Source organism: Bacteroides parvus (assembly GCF_017309675.2).
GTDB classification, from domain to species: Bacteria; Bacteroidota; Bacteroidia; order Bacteroidales; family Bacteroidaceae; genus Bacteroides; species Bacteroides uniformis.
This window is the reverse complement of record NZ_CP084680.1, coordinates 3,236,282-3,253,118: the sequence shown is the minus strand read 5'-3', so window position 1 is coordinate 3,253,118 and position 16,837 is coordinate 3,236,282. Positions and strand designations below refer to the sequence as shown.

Here is a 16,837-nt window from a genome sequence, read left to right as displayed (position 1 = left end):
TATGGCGCATCAAAAGGGGAAAGTTATTTTCAGAAACTCCTTATACAGCCTTTTTACAACATCACATTTTCGTCAGTTTCTTGAATTGCCTTTTGCCTTTATCCAGTATCATTTTGTTTTTATGGGCGATGTCTTCCACAAAAGCATCATTAATCTGTTTCAGTCCGTTGATGTAGTCTTGTGCTCGCTGCAAGACGTTCGAAGTGTCTTTTTCCGCATCCCGGGGGACAATGACCTGCAGTCCTTTCTTCATAATCTTTACATCTACATTCTCTCCCATCATCATCGGGTCGCCGTCAAAGTGGACTACTCCCGGTTTAGAACGGTGAATGCGGAGTGCTTGGCAGCGGAACGTCTTAATCCGGCTGTTCTGGTCGATGGTCTTGTTGAAGAGCTGGAAAGAGAGGGACGGTACATCGAGTACGGTGAACGGTTCAAGTATGGTGACGTCCAGCAGTCCGTCGTTCAATGTGGCTTGTGGGGCAATATACGCATTGTTCCCATACTGCGATGCGTTTCCGCAGGCTATCAGGAACGCTTTGTATCGCAGGGTACTGCCGTCCATTTCCAGTTCATAGGTTTCCGGACGGTACTTTAGGCTTTCGAGCAGGGTCTTTTCCAGATAAGTGAGCGGCCCTCTCCTTCCCGCCTTGGAGAATTGCAGGCTTACAAATGCGTCGAATCCCACGCCGCAGGTACAGAAGAAGGGCACATCGTTGATTTTTCCGTAGTCAATGATGTCTATCAGTCCGTCATTGATGATGTCGATGGCCTTTTTCGGCTCCATCGGAATCTGCAGGTGGCGGGCAAGTCCGTTGCCGGAACCGCAGGGAATGATGCCCAAAGCGGTTTTTGTATGTACCAGTGAGCGGGCTATCTCATTGATGGTACCGTCTCCTCCTATAGCGATGACGGCATGTGCGTTTTCTTGTGCTTTCTGTGCCGCTATCTCTACGGCATGGCCTGCCCGTTCGGTATAAATCACTTCTTGTGCATACCTTTCCTTATCCAGCTTTTCATCGAGCCATTTCAGTATCTGCTCCTTACTTTGAGTGCCGGATATGGGGTTTATGATAAATGCTATTTTCTTCTTGTTTTCGTTCATGCAAAGGTTGTTGCTATGCAGGTTTTCCAACTGGCAAAAGTAATATAAATATCTGAAAAATTAACCACATAATTCTTTTTAAAATAAGTATAAGTAGTTTTTTTAATGTAAATAGAACATATACCGACATATTTTGCTATCTTTGCCCCCTGTTTTTTTAAGACTTGCATTTAATAGAATTAAATATTCATTATATAAAAGATATTTCATGGGTTTACTACAAGACAAATTTGCGAAATACGACCTGCCGCAACAGTTCATGGCAAAAGGCGTATATCCTTATTTCCGCACAATTAACAGCCATCAGGATACAGAGGTAATGATGGATGGTAAAAAGGTTCTGATGTTCGGCTCTAATGCATATATGGGACTGACATATGACAAGCGTATCATTGATGCCTCGATAGCTGCCACAGAAAAATATGGCACCGGTTGTGCAGGTTCCCGCTTTCTGAACGGAACACTCGATATACATGTTGAACTGGAGAAGGAATTGGCTGAATTCGTAGGAAAAGATGAAGCACTCTGTTTTTCTACCGGATTTACTGTAAACGAAGGTATTATTCCTGCCGTTGTAGGCCGTGGGGATTATATTATTTGTGATGACCGTGACCACGCTTCCATTGTAGATGGCCGTCGTCTTGCATTTGCCACTCAGTTGAAGTACAAGCATAACGATATGGAGGCTTTGGAAAAAGAACTCCAGAAATGCGAACCGGATGCTGTAAAGCTGATTGTTGTGGATGGAGTATTTTCCATGGAAGGTGACTTGGCCAATCTGCCTGAGATTGTCCGCCTGAAGAAGAAATACAATGCCAGCATTTATGTGGACGAAGCTCACGGCTTGGGAGTATTCGGAAAACAAGGCCGTGGCGTTTGCGATCATTTCGGTGTTACCGAAGATGTAGACCTGATTATGGGTACATTCAGCAAGTCGTTGGCTTCTATCGGCGGTTTTGTGGCTGGAGACAAGGCGGTAATCAATTGGCTGCGCCACAATGCCCGTTCCTATATATTCCAGGCAAGTAGCACACCTGCTGCTACGGCTGCAGCTCGCGAGGCGCTTCACATCATCAAGTCCGAACCTGAACGCATCCAACGTCTGTGGGACATCACTAACTATGCTTTGAAGAAGTTCCGCGATGCAGGCTTCGAAATCGGTGAGACAGAATCTCCTATCATTCCTCTCTATGTGCGTGATACAGAGAAGACATTTATAGTAACGAAGCTGGCTTTTGACGAAGGTATCTTCATCAACCCGGTTATTCCGCCCGCGTGTGCCCCACAAGATACGCTGGTGCGCGTAGCGTTGATGGCTACCCACACCGTAGAACAAGTGGATTACGCTGTAGAGAAGTTGACCAAATGCTTCAAGGCACTGGATATTATCAAGTAAACTGATTCAAACAGATATTAGGAAAGCCGTTTAATAATGATTAGGCGGCTTTTTGTTTAATACGAAACGGAATAGGGTTAAGATTAAATCGTAAAGTATATGAAAAAGAACTTCTTCATCATTGCTGCTGTAGTATGCGGAATGAGTTGTACCACCACTGCCTATGCGCAGTTCAAAATCGGTGGAAAGAAAATCAATGTGACCAAAGTTGTCCAAGCCGGTACAGATGCCGTCAAGGCCATTTCATTGTCCGATGCTGACATTGCAGCGATGAGCAAGGAATATATGGAATGGATGGATACACACAATCCGCTGACAAAGCCCGATACGGATTACGGCAAGCGTCTGGAGAAGCTGACTGGAAATATCAAGGAAGTGGACGGCTTGAAGGTGAACTTCGGTGTTTACGAGGTAATAGATGTGAATGCCTTTGCGTGTGGTGATGGCAGTGTACGTATCTGCGCCGGACTGATGGACATCATGACGGATGATGAAGTGATGGCAGTTGTCGGTCATGAGATAGGTCACGTCATCCATACGGATTCCAAAGATGCGATGAAGAATGCTTACCTCCGTTCGGCTGTGAAGAATGCTGCCGGTGCGGCAAGTTCTACAATATCCAAATTGAGTGATTCTGAACTGGGTGCCATGGCCGAGGCATTGGCAGGTGCTCAATACTCCCAGAAGCAGGAGACAGAAGCGGATGATTATGGCTTTGAATTCTGCATCAAGAATAATCTCGATCCGTATGCCATGTACAATGCTTTGAACAAATTGCTTGAACTTTCAGCGGAAGCACCGAAGGAATCTAAGTTCCAGAAGATGTTCTCTTCTCATCCGGATACAGCCAAGCGCGTGGCACGTGCCAAGGAGAAAGCGGATGAATATATGAAAGATAAGAAATAACTATCCGTTGCTTACTATGATGAAGTGGGATCAGAGGTTTCTCTGAATCCCACTTTTTTTGTGCCGAGACTATGATATAGGCTTCTGGGGAAGCTGATAGGGATAATTCGTTAGTTCACAGTGCTGAACACTTTGTTTTAGCTATAGAAAACAAAGTGTTTTTATATGATGAAACGAAATGTTCTTTTAAGGGAAACAAAGTGTTCCCTTTAATGAAACAGACTGTTCGGTTAAGGGAAACACTTTGTTCTGTTTGGCAAAACACCTTTTATTTGCTTATTTGCTTTTAAATCAGAATAATTTTAGTATGTTTGCCACATTATTTATGAAAAACATGACTTTTGTATGAAAAAGCAAGACTTCCTCTTTATTTTTGTTCTGGTGATAATATTCCTGCCATTCTTTGTGAGTGAACCCGTTTACGATTGGTATAAGTCTTTCAACGCTGCACATGGAATGGTAATGAGTTTCATTAAATTCGGAATTCTTGCTACACTGGGTGAGATGCTGGGGCTTCGTATCAGTGCCGGAGTCTATAACCGAAAAGGATTTGGTGTACTGCCGCGTGCCGTAGTGTGGGGACTGTTGGGAATGGGAATCAACGCGGCCATGATTATCTTCTCCAAAGGTGTACCGCAATTTATGGAATATATGGGAATGGCAAATGCCGCTGCTATCATAAACGGGGAGTTTTGCTTTGATAAATTATGGATAGCTTTTGCTATTTCAGTTGCCATGAACACTATATTTGCTCCGGTATTCATGACATTCCATAAGATTACGGATACACATATTCTGGATTGGGGCGGCTCTCTTCGCAGCCTCCTCACCCCTATCCCGATGACCCGCATCATTACGCATCTGAATTGGGATGCACAATGGAATTTTGTCTTCAAGAAAACAATTCCCTTTTTCTGGTATCCGGCACACACCATTACATTCCTCCTGCCAGGAGAAATGCGGGTGCTGTTTGCTGCGATATTGGGTGTGGTGCTTGGGGTATTACTGGCTATTGCGGCGCGGATGAAATGAGGTGACAGCTACCCGATATCCATTCAGGCATATCGTAAAGTAGGTGATGCCTATAGTAAAAAGCAAGGGTAGCAGAAAGTGAAAGGCGTTTGGAGTGGCATGGTATGCAAATTGCTGTAGCCAATATGTCATAAAGAGATAAATGACAGGGACGGCTACGACGAATGCGATGCCTACATAGCTAAGGAACGGATAATTGATAAGCCATAGAATCTGACGGGCGGATGCACCGTGAATTTTACGGATGCTTATTTCACGTTTACGCTGTGAGACGGCATAATGTGTGATGCCAAATAATCCGAAAAGAGTAAGGAATATACTGACACAGGCGTACATGAATAAGATATGCGAGAAGTGTGTTATGTCCTGATTGTAGGACATAAATTTCTGATACATATCATCATATTTCAAAGGAATGCCTGGATTTTTCTTTTCGTATGATTCTCTTAGGCAATTAATGACTTTATCTTTATATCCGGCTTTTACCTTTATAACTAGAGTTGAGAAATTATCTTGTGGAGTATCATAAAGGAGTATTCGTAAGGGAGCCACTTGGTCTGTCATGGAGTACTTTTTGAAATCCTTTACTATACCGATAATTGTACCTTTTGTAAGTTCTTCTCTTTCGTGTACATACTTGGAAATGGGCTGTCCGATAGGATTTTCTCCTTCGGGCACCAATAAATCCACGAATGTTTCATTGATTAGTGCAGGTTGTGGAGTACGGGACATTAGATGGAATATTTGCAGGGAGTCTTGCAGTTCAATATGATGCATTGTTAGGAATTCCGGACAATCCTCGTATAATTCCAACATGAGCAGATTGTCACCGGAATCATCCTTGCCCGGGATTCCTAAACTCATCGGATATATTCCGGTATTGGAGGTTATTACCGCTTCTACCCCTTCTATATTCTTCACCTCATCTATCCGGGTCTTTAGCGTCGGTTGTGCATTGGCATCTGTATATACATTAATAATATTCTCATAGTGCTTTTCTTCCTGCTTAATCAGATACATCTGTGAACGGATAATCATGAATGTACTCATCAAGCCAATGGAGATGATGAATTGTATGGTTACCAATAAGGCCACAATGAAACGTTTTTTGCGTCCGGTAAAGAAATGACGGTAATTAGTTTCGGATATGGAATGCAACCTATGACCCATATAACTTGCCGGTATGACAGACAATATTATGATAAACAACAAGATAAGAGGGAACACTTGCCATGAGAACAAATATTCCATTGTCAGTTTGGCAGAAACCATATGATTAAATGCAGGCAATAAGTCATTCATCAACAATAAAGATAAAAGGAAAGCGACAAGAACCATCAGAAAAGTATCCAAGAACAGTTGTTGGCGCATTTGTGATCTTGTGGCTCCCATTATGGATTCAATGTGAAGCATGTGCACTTGACGCAACAAACGGGAGAAACTCAGATTTATAAAGTTGAAACAACCGATGAATAGAATCAGTAATGCGGACAACAGCCCTACACCCAATAAGGTGCTCTGCTGATGTTTGATAACTTGATTACTGTCTTTTACCGTAGCGTCGAAATAAGATTCTTGCAATGTTTGGGTACGAAGATGTCCGTTTCCCAACAAAGTGGGCAGTTCTGTTTCTCCGAAACGTTGGCGGAATTTCTTTATATCCGTACCTTCTTTCAGCAATAGCATACAATCAGAGCTTTCGGTAGCTTCCAATGGTAGGAGTATGTCTGTCTGCATCATGCTTTGCTCCGGTTGGCCGAATACGGCAACGATGCGTCTGATGCCTATTTCGTTCAATAGTATATCTACATTTTTTCCTATACAATCTGTTGTACCGAAACATCTCTTGGCAAACAGTTCACTTACAGCTATGTCTCCTGGTTTCAGTAATGCGTCTTGAACATCCCCTACTATATTATGGAAAGGGAAAAAAGCCGTTAATGTTGAATCTGCTGCTACCAAGCTCCAGCTTTGAAATTCTTGTCCTTCAATCTTTACCCTTACATTCTTGAATGTTTGCGTACGTAAGCAAGACTCTATTTCCGGAAACTGGGATACTATTTGAGGAACAGTTCCACCGTATATGAATGTACCTTCCACTGCCTGTTGGGCAAAAGGTAGAGTCTGGACTAAACGCAGAATACGATTTTTGTTGGGATTATTGTTCTCAACGTTATATTCGTGTATCACAAATGCCATCAACAAAGTGGTGCAGGCAATACCGACGACCAGACTGACAAGGGAAATGGCAACAAACAGTTTATTGCGTTTCCAGCTTCTTATGACTAATTTTAAGGAAAGGTAAGAATTCATATCATGTATATAAAAGGTTCGGGAAATCTATAGGTTGACGTTGTACGACCGAAATTTGTATTGCCAAACGCCCGCTTGCTGACAGGCACTTAGTAAATTCAAAAGTGGCATCAATCGTACATTGTCAACTCATAAATGAAACAGGGGCTATCACAAATTGGCTTCTGTCACCACTTGTCCGTCAAACAGATTGATGATGCGTCCGGCAAAACCGGCATCATGCTGTGAGTGTGTCACCATAACAATTGTGGTACCTTCTTTATTCAGCTCACTCAGCAGTTCCATCACTTCTTTTCCATTCTTTGAATCGAGGTTACCGGTAGGCTCATCGGCAAGTATCAGCTTAGGATTTGATACAACTGCACGTGCGATAGCGACACGCTGTTGTTGTCCGCCGGACAACTGTTGCGGAAAATGCTTACTGCGGTGCATGATTGCCATACGTTCCATGGCGGTTTCTACCCGGCGCTTGCGTTCGGCGGCAGGAATGCCCATGTAGAGTAGCGGCAGTTCGATGTTCTCGTATACATTCAGCTCATCAATCAGGTTGAAGCTTTGGAATACAAAGCCGATGACTCCTTTGCGCAAGTTGGTACGTTGGGCTTCTGTATATTTGGATACTTCCGTCCCATTCAAATAATATTCTCCGGATGTAGGATTGTCCAACAGACCGAGGATATTTAGTAAGGTGGATTTTCCGCAGCCCGAAGGTCCCATGATAGCGACAAACTCCCCTTCTTTCACTTCCATGTTTACGTCGTTCAAAGCCAGAGTCTGTACTTCCTCGGTCTTGAAAATCTTTTGTAGATTTACTGTCTTAATCATAATGCTTGGTTTTTATGGTTTATAAATATTTCATTTCTTATTCGTTTTTAATGACTTCTGCCGGATTTGTCCTTGCTATTTTCAGAATGCGGAAAATAATAGTCAGAGTAGTAATGACAGCTACGATTATGAAGATTGAAATCCAAAATAGCGGGCCGTCATTAAAGAATACGATATACATGTTTTTCCATAACTGCAGTATGGCATAACATAAAGGAAATGCTAGCGCTGCCGAGAGTACAAGCTGATAAATATACGTACGGGCAAACAATATGATAATCTGTTTCAATCCCGCACCATTTACTTTACGGATTGCCACTTCCTTTTGTCTGCGTTCCGTATCCAGTGTGATTGCCGAATAAACACCTAATAAAGTGATTATAAGGCTGACAAATGAGAAGAATAAGATTATCCCTTTCATGTTGTTCTCGATGGCTTGTGCTTGGTGAATGTCTTCCAGTAAGGTCGAAATGTGTAATTGTATACTCGGTGGAAGATTCTCTTCCAGCATTTTCTTAACGTAAGTCTTTATTTCTTCTGCTTTTCCGGGTACACACTTCAAATAGCAATGACCTACATAATATTTGAAATCACAAGGCAGAAAGACGAAGCCCTGGCTCTGATTGTAAGTGTCGGCTACAAAATCGGAGCAAATGCCGCATACCGTGTAGCTGTCTTGATAATTGTACAAGGTGGTTCCCAGTAAATCCTTCTTCATACGTTTTGCCAATTTACGGTCTGCTACCATGTCACTATTTGTCTTCAGGGCATGCCCGGAGAGAATAGGGATATTCATAAATTCGAAAAAGTTATTAGGAACATTCATTATATTGACTTCAAGGCTACTTTCCCGGTTATCTTTTTCTGTCTGCATGCTTGTTCCCGAAATACCTTTCAGATAATTAATTTCTGTCAGTATTTTATCTTTTATATCCGGATGTTGACTGATGCGCTCTATGAGAGCAAGCTTTTCGTCATTTTTTAGAAAACGGTAATCCATAGGAATACTGATGATTTCGGACTTTTCTTTTTCTGTCAGTGTGTTGAACAGTGTGGAACCGGTCTTGTTAGCCTGCAAATATAAAGCGACTGTAAAGACTATGAATAACCAACAGATGAAAAACTGGATACCCAAAAGACAATTTCGTATCTTCTGTTTGTGGCGTTTGGATTTGTTTTTGTAAATACTTGACTGGATGGAGGCATGCTTCATCCTCCATACGGTAAACAAGCAGAGTAATAAGCATAGTAAAATAATGCCTGCCATATATTCTGTTGTCTGTATCAATAATAGGTCCCGTTCAATGACTAATGTGAAATCAAATAAAGAGAATGAAAGGTAGGGGTTAAATATTTCTATCAGACAGAAAGTCAATAAGAAGGTTATGAACGAAATGATAATGGCTTGGGTAAAAAGTAACCAAAATAGTTGGTTGCCATTACTTCCATTCACTTTACGAATGCCGAACTCGTGCGAACGGTTCAGATAACTCCCCGTCAAAAAATGAAAAAAGTTGAGTAGACCAGTCAGTAGAATCAAAAGGCCGACAATGAATGTGATTCCGGCAAAGTAAGGGGCAACGGATTTCTCCCGAAAAAGTTTTCCGAAATTCGAGGCTGATACGGTATTTTTCTCATTGAATATTGTGTGCTTCAAGTCCATTGCACGGAAACTTGCTTCAAGTTGCGCGGATGTTTTGCCCGGACGAAGAAGAGCAAAAGTAAGTCCACCGGTCATACTGTCTCGTCCATCGAATTGTATAAGTCCTTCGCTGTCGTTCAAGATTAACATATCAATCTTTTGGAGAAAGCTAAGGCTGGTATTCAATGGAATATCTTCTATTATCGCTTGTATGGTATAGATGGTACCTCCTGTTCGTGGTGTGGTATCAGGTGAAGAGAAAAGCCGTTGTGCTAAGGTCATTCGCTTTCCTATCGGATTCTCTCCGAGACCAAATATTTTGTGTGCCAGAGAGCGGGTCAGTATCACGGCATTGGGAGTTTGCGATGCTACAGTCCATGAACCTTGTAATACTTCCGGGGTGAACACGCTATGGTAGGTTGTATCTACTTCCATAGCATATAAATCTTCGTAAGGCAGTTCTTCCTTGTCGATAGTTTCCACATTGTAGCTACGTGGGCGGGGATAGGCAACAAAAGTAAATGCTTCTACTTCTTGGAATTGCAATTGGCGCAGACTCTCAAACAACGTAGCGGGAGTTCCGGAATAAAGTTCTTCTGCTGGAGTGTATAGGTTTATGTCTGCAATGCGTTCCCAGTGGGTAAAGCACTTGTCGGTAGAATTTATATAGCGGCTGCAATATAGGCAGATACTGAAACAAAGTATGCCTACCGACAGTCCGATGATAGAGATGATATTCTGTGCCTTGTACTTTAATAGGTTTCTGAATGCTGTTTTAATATAATGTCTTATCATAATAGTATTTATTATTGTATTATTCGCTTTTGATTACTTCCGCCGGATTCTGCCGTGCTGCCTGAACGACTTGCTGCAATATCGTGAAGAGCACCATGATTATAACAATTCCCAACCAAACAATGAATAAATCCATGCCAATAGATATGTGGTAGGCATATTGTTCCAGCCAATGATGCATCACCGCGTATGTGCAAGGAAAGGCCACAATCGCTGCGATGTAGGCCATCCATAAATATTCGCGGAAGAACATGCCGATTATTTTATTGACATTAGCTCCCATAATCTTGCGTACTGCTATCTCCTTCCTTCTTTGCCGGATGGTGGAAGAAGATATGGAGAAGATGCCGAACAAAGAAATGACGGCTAAGATTATTTGTCTCATAGTGCGTCGTTTTATTTCATTATCAATTCTTCCGCCTCGCCAAAGGTATCATATCCCGTTGTAATTACCCAATCTCCGGGCTGCAAACCTTCCGTAATCTCGTATTGTTGCGGATTTTGGCGACCGATGCCAAGCGGCACGCGCACGGCTTTTGTCTTTGCGGCGTTCAGTTTGTAAATCCATTGTCCTCCGGTACTCTGGTAGAAGTTGCCGCGCGGAATGACGAGCGCCTCCTCCGGCTGGCCGAGTTCTATCTGTACCCGGAAGTTTTTGCCTACACGTACGTTGTCGGGCATGTCACCGGTGAAGACGAGGTCTACGTCGAACGTGCGGTCTTTGACTTCGGGAACCACTTTCGTGATGCGCAACGGGTATTTTCTTCCCTGATAATTGATGGTGGCAGGCAATCCGGTGATAATGCGGTCGATGTAGTATTCGCTCAGGGAAGTATGCACTTTATATTGGTCCAGCACCTTGATTTCCGCAATGCTTTCACCGGAAGCGACCTGCTGTCCCGGAGTCACCTTGACAAAACTGAGCTGGCCGGCGACGGGAGCTTTCACCACCAGGTTGCCGAGCCGTTCGCAGGCGCGTTCATACTTCTTCCGTTCCCGTTCACGGTCGTTCCTGATGAGGTCTTTGCGGATGACGGTGACGGCAGAGTCATGACGGAGGCTTTCCCTTTGAAGATGGGCATTTTTCACTTTATAGTTGTATTCGTCCTCGGAAACTTCGAGCTGCGCCTTGCTCTTGATGCCCATGCGGTACTCCTCCTTGTCAAGGGCAAAACTCTTGCGCAGGCGGTTGAGGTCATAATCGGTCTGCAGGGCTTGTTGTTGCAGGTTCAGGCTTTTCTGCTCCATTTCAATTTCTTTTTCGCGGTAGGTGATAAGCTGCTTTTCCCAGTCGTCGCGCTGGTCTTCGATACTGCGCAGCAGGTCGGGGTTTTCCATGACGAGGATGGTATCTCCTTGCCGGAGCAGGTTCCCCTCCTCTCCTATGATGCGTTCCACGCTTCCGGCTTCACGTGCATTGACCTTGATGGTAAGGATGGGCTGAATCACTCCCTCCACATCTACATATTCCATAAATTTGCCGTTCTTGACTTCGGCTATCTGTATGTTGTCTTGCTCGATACGCAGTTTGCTGGGACCCAGCGAAAGGGTGACTACATAAATCAGGAAGGCAAGGAAGGCAACGCCTCCTGCCAGATAGTAGCGGTAACGGATGTACCAGGGTTTCTTTTCAAGTTTTATATCCATAATGCAATATTTTATATACTCTTTTTTTACTTTTCAGATACCCCCTTCAGAAGTACTTCTGAATAAGGGTTCCGAGTTTTACTAAAACTTTACCGGAGATTTAGTAAATCGTCACCGGAGTTTTAGTAAATCTCCGGCCAGCTTTTACTAAAACTATTCCACGATTCTATTACTGTATAGATTCTTCATTAGTAACCCTTTCCAAGTCTTCTGCCAGTGGCCTCTCTTTTTCAAAGTCATATAGCGTGATGCTTCTCAGTGCATAGTACAAACTCCAATAGTTGTACAAAGCCGTTATATAGCTTCTCCGGGCCGTATCTTTTTCCGTGATGGATGCATTGAGGTCGAGTACCGAGGACTTGCCGAGCAGATAGAGTTTTCGGGCTACTTCGGCGCGTCGTTGGGCTGTATGGTCCGTGCGGGCGGCTATGTTTACCCGTTGCGCCTGCAGGTTGAATTGCTTTACGAGTTTCCGTACGTTCAAGTCGAAATCCGTCTTGTCTTGCTCTACCTGCGTGTAGACAAGGTCTCGGTTGGAACGGGCCACGCGTACTTGTCCCCTTCCGCGCCCCCAGTCCAGGATGGGGAGGGTAATGCCCAAGCTGACGTACTGCTGGTCCAGTGGATTCCGGTAGGCATCTTTCAGCTTGTCGGCAGTTTGTGTCAAGCCGAAGCGCAGGTAGATGTCTGCCTTCAGTCCGGCATTGGCCTTGGCGCGCGACACGGCACTCTCGCTTTCCACCTTGCGGCGCAGCATGTTCTGTATCTCCGGACTGTTTTCGTTGGCAAGCATCAGCGCGGCATCCAGGTCGATGTGCAGGTCGGGCACGCGGTTGTCTATTCTCACCTTTATAAGGAGGTCTTCTTGGATGCCGAGGTAGGAACGGAGTTCCTGCATGCAGTTTTCCACTTCGATGCGGGCATTCATGCAGTTGGTTTCTTCGGTCAGTTTGTTGAGTTCGAGCTGCAACATTTCGTTTTCGCTGATGGTGCCGATGTTATATCGTCCTTGCGCATATATATATAAGGTGTCGGCATTGGCGTAGTTGGCGTTGGCTATTTCGTAGTTGCTTTGTGCTTTGGCCAGGTTGAAGAACTTCTCTGTGGCATTGGCGGCAACAAGCTCAAGGGTTTCTACGTAGGTTTTCTTGGCTTCGCGATAACGGATAGGTTCGATGCGCCGGTCCCACTTCAGGCTGTTGTAGCCAAACAAGGACTGGCTGTATCCGATGTTGACGGGTGAAGTCTGCCAGGAATAGGTGTCACTGCTGAAAAGGTCGAGGCGCTGCGCAGCCGTTTCAATGAAAAAGGTTCCTCCGGTCCACGGCACGTTTTGTGTCAGGCTCAGTGTCAGGTCAGTGCTCAGCAGGTTCTGCTCTATGAACTTGACGTTGCCATCGCTTTGGGTCACTTTGTTGATAGCACGGTCCAGATAGGGATTGGAAGTAAGCTTGAGCGTCGGCAGGTAGTTGGCACAGTAGTATTTGTAGTTCCAATAAGCGGAACGGAAGCTATGGCGGGCATTTTGGGCGTCGGGCGACTGCTGGCGGGCCTGCTCGATGGTTTCTTCCAAAGTCAGCTCCAACGTGTGCTCTTGAGCAACGGCACTCGACATCAGACTGAATGTAATAAGCAATAAAAATATATTCCGGTGCATAGTTGTTTTCTTTACTCTATAAAGTTCAAATTCTATGCCATAAGTATAAGTTGTTGTATTATAAGTGTTTGTTGTGGTTCGAAGCTTTCCAAACGTGTGCAGTTGCGCACAAAAATAGTGCGATAATGCACGCACAACACATGGATATTATACTTATCTTTGCCCGTACAAGAGATGTGGGATTGTGTAGGCCTTGCCTACACGAAAAGAAAACAGATATGGAGCAGTTTGGTAAAATATTGATTGTAGATGATAACGAGGATGTCCTTTTTGCGCTGAACCTTCTTCTCGAACCCTACGCCGAGAAGATAAAAGTGGCAGTGACTCCCGACCGCATCGAGCATTTTATGACCACTTTCCGTCCGGACATTATTCTGCTGGATATGAATTTCAGCCGTGATGCCATCAGTGGTCAGGAAGGTTTCGACAGCTTGAAGCAGATTCTGAGTATCGACCCGCAAGCAGTGGTCATCTTCATGACTGCCTACGCGGATACGGACAAGGCGGTGCGTGCCATCAAAGCGGGGGCTACGGATTTCATTCCCAAGCCGTGGGAGAAGGAGAAGTTGCTGGCCACCCTTTCTTCGGGCATGAAGCTGCGTCGTTCGCGGACTGAGATAAATTTGCTGAAAGAGCAGGTGGAAGTTCTGAGCAATGTCACAGCAGGAGGCTCCGAAGAGATTATTATAGGTGATTCTCCTGTCATGCAGCAAGTCTTCTCTACTGTGGAGAAGTTGCGCGATACGGATGCCAACATACTTATATTGGGTGAGAATGGAACCGGAAAGGATGTGATTGCCCGTATGCTTTACCGCAATTCTCCCCGCTATGGAAAGCCGTTTGTCACGATAGACCTCGGCAGTATTCCCGAACAGTTGTTCGAAAGCGAGTTGTTCGGCTACGAGAAAGGCGCCTTCACCGATGCACGGAAAGCGAAAGCTGGACGTATGGAAGTGGCAACCGGCGGTACGCTTTTTCTGGACGAGATAGGTAACCTTTCCCTGCCCATGCAGGCCAAATTGCTGACTGCCATCGAAAAGCGTTGTATCAGTCGTTTGGGAAGTACGCAGGCTACGCCCATTGATGTGCGGCTCATCTGCGCCACCAATGCAGACATCCGTCGGCTGGTGGACGAAGGAGACTTCCGCCAAGACCTGCTGTATCGCATCAACACCATCGAACTCCATATCCCCCCTCTGCGGGAACGCGGAAACGACATCCTCTTGCTGGCAGAGTATTTTCTGCAACGGTATGCCCGCAAATATCAGAAAGAGATGCGCGGGCTGACCCGCGAGGCGAAGAACAAGTTGCTGAAATATGCCTGGCCGGGTAATGTACGTGAGTTGCAGCATACCATGGAACGTGCCGTGATACTGGGAGACGGCTCTTTGCTTCGTCCGGAAAACTTCATGTTCCAAGCTTCGGCTTCCCGCCAGAAGAAGGAAGAAGAAGTCCTCAACCTGGAACAATTGGAACGGCAGGCGGTGGAACGTGCCATGCGGCTCAGCGAGGGAAATGTGACCCGTGCCGCCGAATACTTGGGCATTACCCGCTTCGCCTTGTACCGGAAACTTGAAAAATTAGGCTTATGAAACGATATTCATTGATTGTGGTACTGCACATCATCGGCATAGCCTTCCTTTCGGTCGGCGTTTATCTGCTGGTGGATGCCGGACTGTGGTTCAGTACGCTGATGGCTTTTTTGATATTGCTGGCGATTGCCGTTCATCTTTACCGCCTGCAGATGATGCAAGTGCGTATGATGCGCCATCTGGCAGAGAGCCTGCGCTATGACGACATGATGCTGTCGTTCCGTTCTCCCTACAAGAACCGGTCTATGGAGGATATGGTGGATGAGCTTTCAGAAGCGATGAGGAATTTCCGTACCCGCGTGCTGGAACGCAATGAGATGGAAGCGTGGCAAAAGCTGATACGTGTGCTGACGCACGAAATAATGAATTCGATTACTCCTATCATCTCCCTCTCCGAGACCTTGAGCGAACGGGAAGTGTCGGAAAAGAACTACCCCGTCATGCGGCAGGGAATGCAAACTATCCACCGCCGTAGCAAGGGTTTGCTGGAGTTTGTGGAGAATTACCGGAAGCTGACAAGACTTCCCGCCCCCGTTCGTCGTCCGGTTGCTGTCCACGAATTGCTGCAGGATTTGCAGAAGCTGTTTTCGGAAGAGTATATCCGGATAGAGCTTCCGGAGATCGACCGCATACTCCAGATAGACCGGACACAGATAGAACAAGTACTGATTAATCTGATTAAAAACGCCAAAGAAGCATGTAGCAGGAAGGAACATCCCCTGATAGAAGTGAAGATGCTACCCGCCCTCTCGTGGCAATGCCTTATTACTGTCAGCGACAATGGCGAAGGTATCTTACCGGAAGTGCAGGATAAGATTTTTGTACCGTTCTTCACCACCAAGCCTTCCGGCTCGGGCATCGGGCTCAGTTTATGTAAACAAGTGATGAATCGGCATGGCGGCAATATTACGGTGCAGTCTGCTGTGGGAAAAGGGAGTTGCTTTACGTTGCTATTTGGATAAATGGAAAAGAGGGTATATACAAAAATAAGCTACTGAAAAAATCAGTAGCTTATTTAATTTCTGTCGGGGTAGCGGGATTCGAACCCACGACCCCCTGCTCCCAAAGCAGGTGCGCTAACCGGACTGCGCTACACCCCGAATGCTTTACTTCTGAAAAGCGAGTGCAAAGGTAAAAACAATTCTGATACCAACCAAATATTTAGGCAAGTTTTATGCAATTAAAATTACATTTTCAGATAGAAATCTTTCGTTAAAGCTACATATTCAGGGGTAAACTCATTGTGATTCATCTCAATACAAAGTTTCTCTTCTCTACACTCTTTTGCTTCAAAACCAAAGTTCAGCAATACCCGTCTGCACGGTTTTCCGGGTTTGGTGAAGACTTGCACACGATGCAATGGAAACAACTTATGGTTCCAAGCTGTATCCACAACCGTTTTTTCAGCTTCCGCTGGAATAATGATGCTTACGACTCCTTGCTCTTCAAGCAAAGATGCCGAACGACGAAATAGTAAATCGTAATTCAAATTGCCCGCATGCCGTGCTGTGCACCTTTGTTCGTCAGGACATTTCAACGCATCTATAAAATAGGGAGGATTGGAAATGATGAGGTCAAATCTGTTTTCCGGCTGATAATCTCGGAAATCATGACATATGACCTCTACTCTACCGGCCCATGGAGAGTGAGATACATTTTCTGTGGCTTGTCCGGCTGCAGCTGCATCTATTTCGATTGCAGTAATCCGGGCATGCGGATTCCTTTGCGCTAACTGTAAGGCTATTAATCCGGTACCGGTTCCAACGTCCAGTATACGCTTCGCTTTGTCTGCCGGGGCCCATGCCCCAAGTAGTACACCATCTGTGCCGACCTTCATGGCGCATTTATCATGAAATATGGTAAATTGTTTAAACTTAAAAGATGATTTCGGCATGTTTATCTTCTTTAATTGGGTTCAAAAATAATC

At 45.0% G+C, this 16,837-nt stretch carries 13 protein-coding genes and 1 tRNA gene; 5 read left to right on the top strand and 9 right to left on the bottom strand.

Going from position 1 to position 16,837, the window contains the following annotated elements; all coding sequences use genetic code 11:
- Window positions 1–61 precede the first annotated feature (61 nt).
- Window positions 62–1,105 carry a diacylglycerol/lipid kinase family protein gene (locus JXR92_RS13265; protein ID WP_117599712.1) on the bottom strand — a complete coding sequence of 348 codons (1,044 nt, stop codon included), beginning with the start codon at window positions 1,103–1,105 and terminating at the stop codon, window positions 62–64.
- 208 nt (window positions 1,106–1,313) lie between these two features.
- Between JXR92_RS13265 and spt the strand changes: the two genes are divergently transcribed.
- The 3 genes from spt (at window position 1,314) to JXR92_RS13250 (ending at window position 4,439) form a co-directional block, all read left to right on the top strand.
- A complete protein-coding gene (gene spt, locus JXR92_RS13260; protein WP_022402410.1) occupies window positions 1,314–2,501 on the top strand; it encodes a serine palmitoyltransferase in 1,188 nt (395 codons plus the stop codon).
- A gap of 99 nt (window positions 2,502–2,600) precedes the next feature.
- Complete coding sequence (locus tag JXR92_RS13255; protein ID WP_138345437.1) at window positions 2,601–3,407, top strand: M48 family metallopeptidase; 807 nt, start codon at window positions 2,601–2,603, stop codon at window positions 3,405–3,407.
- 345 nt (window positions 3,408–3,752) lie between these two features.
- A complete protein-coding gene (locus JXR92_RS13250; RefSeq protein ID WP_117599711.1) occupies window positions 3,753–4,439 on the top strand; it encodes a hypothetical protein in 687 nt (228 codons plus the stop codon).
- Here JXR92_RS13250 and JXR92_RS13245 read toward each other — a convergent pair.
- From JXR92_RS13245 to JXR92_RS13220, 6 genes are all read right to left on the bottom strand, one after another.
- Window positions 4,410–6,752 carry an ABC transporter permease gene (locus JXR92_RS13245; RefSeq protein ID WP_138345434.1) on the bottom strand — a complete coding sequence of 781 codons (2,343 nt, stop codon included), beginning with the start codon at window positions 6,750–6,752 and terminating at the stop codon, window positions 4,410–4,412. The genes JXR92_RS13250 and JXR92_RS13245 overlap by 30 nt on opposite strands.
- 150 nt (window positions 6,753–6,902) lie before the next feature.
- Window positions 6,903–7,577, bottom strand: coding sequence for an ABC transporter ATP-binding protein (locus JXR92_RS13240; protein WP_117974604.1), 675 nt, complete (start codon window positions 7,575–7,577; stop codon window positions 6,903–6,905).
- Window positions 7,578–7,614: 37 nt separating this feature from the next.
- Entirely contained in the window at window positions 7,615–10,014 is a 2,400-nt protein-coding gene (locus tag JXR92_RS13235; RefSeq protein WP_138345432.1) for an ABC transporter permease, read from the bottom strand.
- 19 nt (window positions 10,015–10,033) lie between these two features.
- Window positions 10,034–10,399, bottom strand: coding sequence for an ABC transporter permease (locus JXR92_RS13230; RefSeq protein WP_117599707.1), 366 nt, complete (start codon window positions 10,397–10,399; stop codon window positions 10,034–10,036).
- 11 nt (window positions 10,400–10,410) lie between these two features.
- A complete protein-coding gene (locus JXR92_RS13225) occupies window positions 10,411–11,661 on the bottom strand; it encodes an efflux RND transporter periplasmic adaptor subunit (protein WP_138345430.1) in 1,251 nt (416 codons plus the stop codon).
- A gap of 169 nt (window positions 11,662–11,830) precedes the next feature.
- On the bottom strand, window positions 11,831–13,318 hold the full coding sequence (locus JXR92_RS13220; protein ID WP_022402419.1) for a TolC family protein: 1,488 nt from the start codon (window positions 13,316–13,318) through the stop codon (window positions 11,831–11,833).
- Between the two features lie 218 nt (window positions 13,319–13,536).
- On the opposite strand from JXR92_RS13220, the gene JXR92_RS13215 reads away from it, so the two are divergent.
- Complete coding sequence (locus JXR92_RS13215; RefSeq protein ID WP_138345462.1) at window positions 13,537–14,910, top strand: sigma-54-dependent transcriptional regulator; 1,374 nt, start codon at window positions 13,537–13,539, stop codon at window positions 14,908–14,910.
- Window positions 14,907–15,872 (top strand): sensor histidine kinase, encoded by a 966-nt coding sequence (locus tag JXR92_RS13210; protein WP_138345428.1) that lies wholly within the window; start codon window positions 14,907–14,909, stop codon window positions 15,870–15,872. The genes JXR92_RS13215 and JXR92_RS13210 overlap by 4 nt, the downstream gene beginning before the upstream one ends.
- A 63-nt stretch (window positions 15,873–15,935) precedes the next feature.
- On the opposite strand, the gene JXR92_RS13205 is transcribed toward JXR92_RS13210, so the two are convergent.
- Together JXR92_RS13205 and JXR92_RS13200 are read right to left on the bottom strand one after the other, a co-directional pair.
- Window positions 15,936–16,010: transfer RNA gene (locus JXR92_RS13205), tRNA-Pro, on the bottom strand.
- Between the two features lie 86 nt (window positions 16,011–16,096).
- Entirely contained in the window at window positions 16,097–16,804 is a 708-nt protein-coding gene (locus JXR92_RS13200) for a tRNA1(Val) (adenine(37)-N6)-methyltransferase (RefSeq protein ID WP_117964583.1), read from the bottom strand.
- Between the last annotated feature and the right edge of the window lie 33 nt (window positions 16,805–16,837).

Coding starts and splice junctions, on each gene's coding strand:
- JXR92_RS13210 (WP_138345428.1), top strand. CDS start 14,907: ATGAAACGATATTCATTGATTGTGGTACTGCACATCATCGGCATAGCC.
- JXR92_RS13220 (WP_022402419.1), bottom strand. CDS start 13,318: ATGCACCGGAATATATTTTTATTGCTTATTACATTCAGTCTGATGTCG.
- JXR92_RS13215 (WP_138345462.1), top strand. CDS start 13,537: ATGGAGCAGTTTGGTAAAATATTGATTGTAGATGATAACGAGGATGTC.
- JXR92_RS13265 (WP_117599712.1), bottom strand. CDS start 1,105: ATGAACGAAAACAAGAAGAAAATAGCATTTATCATAAACCCCATATCC.
- JXR92_RS13225 (WP_138345430.1), bottom strand. CDS start 11,661: ATGGATATAAAACTTGAAAAGAAACCCTGGTACATCCGTTACCGCTAC.
- JXR92_RS13250 (WP_117599711.1), top strand. CDS start 3,753: ATGAAAAAGCAAGACTTCCTCTTTATTTTTGTTCTGGTGATAATATTC.
- JXR92_RS13255 (WP_138345437.1), top strand. CDS start 2,601: ATGAAAAAGAACTTCTTCATCATTGCTGCTGTAGTATGCGGAATGAGT.
- JXR92_RS13240 (WP_117974604.1), bottom strand. CDS start 7,577: ATGATTAAGACAGTAAATCTACAAAAGATTTTCAAGACCGAGGAAGTA.
- JXR92_RS13200 (WP_117964583.1), bottom strand. CDS start 16,804: ATGCCGAAATCATCTTTTAAGTTTAAACAATTTACCATATTTCATGAT.
- JXR92_RS13245 (WP_138345434.1), bottom strand. CDS start 6,752: ATGAATTCTTACCTTTCCTTAAAATTAGTCATAAGAAGCTGGAAACGC.
- JXR92_RS13230 (WP_117599707.1), bottom strand. CDS start 10,399: ATGAGACAAATAATCTTAGCCGTCATTTCTTTGTTCGGCATCTTCTCC.
- JXR92_RS13235 (WP_138345432.1), bottom strand. CDS start 10,014: ATGATAAGACATTATATTAAAACAGCATTCAGAAACCTATTAAAGTAC.
- spt (WP_022402410.1), top strand. CDS start 1,314: ATGGGTTTACTACAAGACAAATTTGCGAAATACGACCTGCCGCAACAG.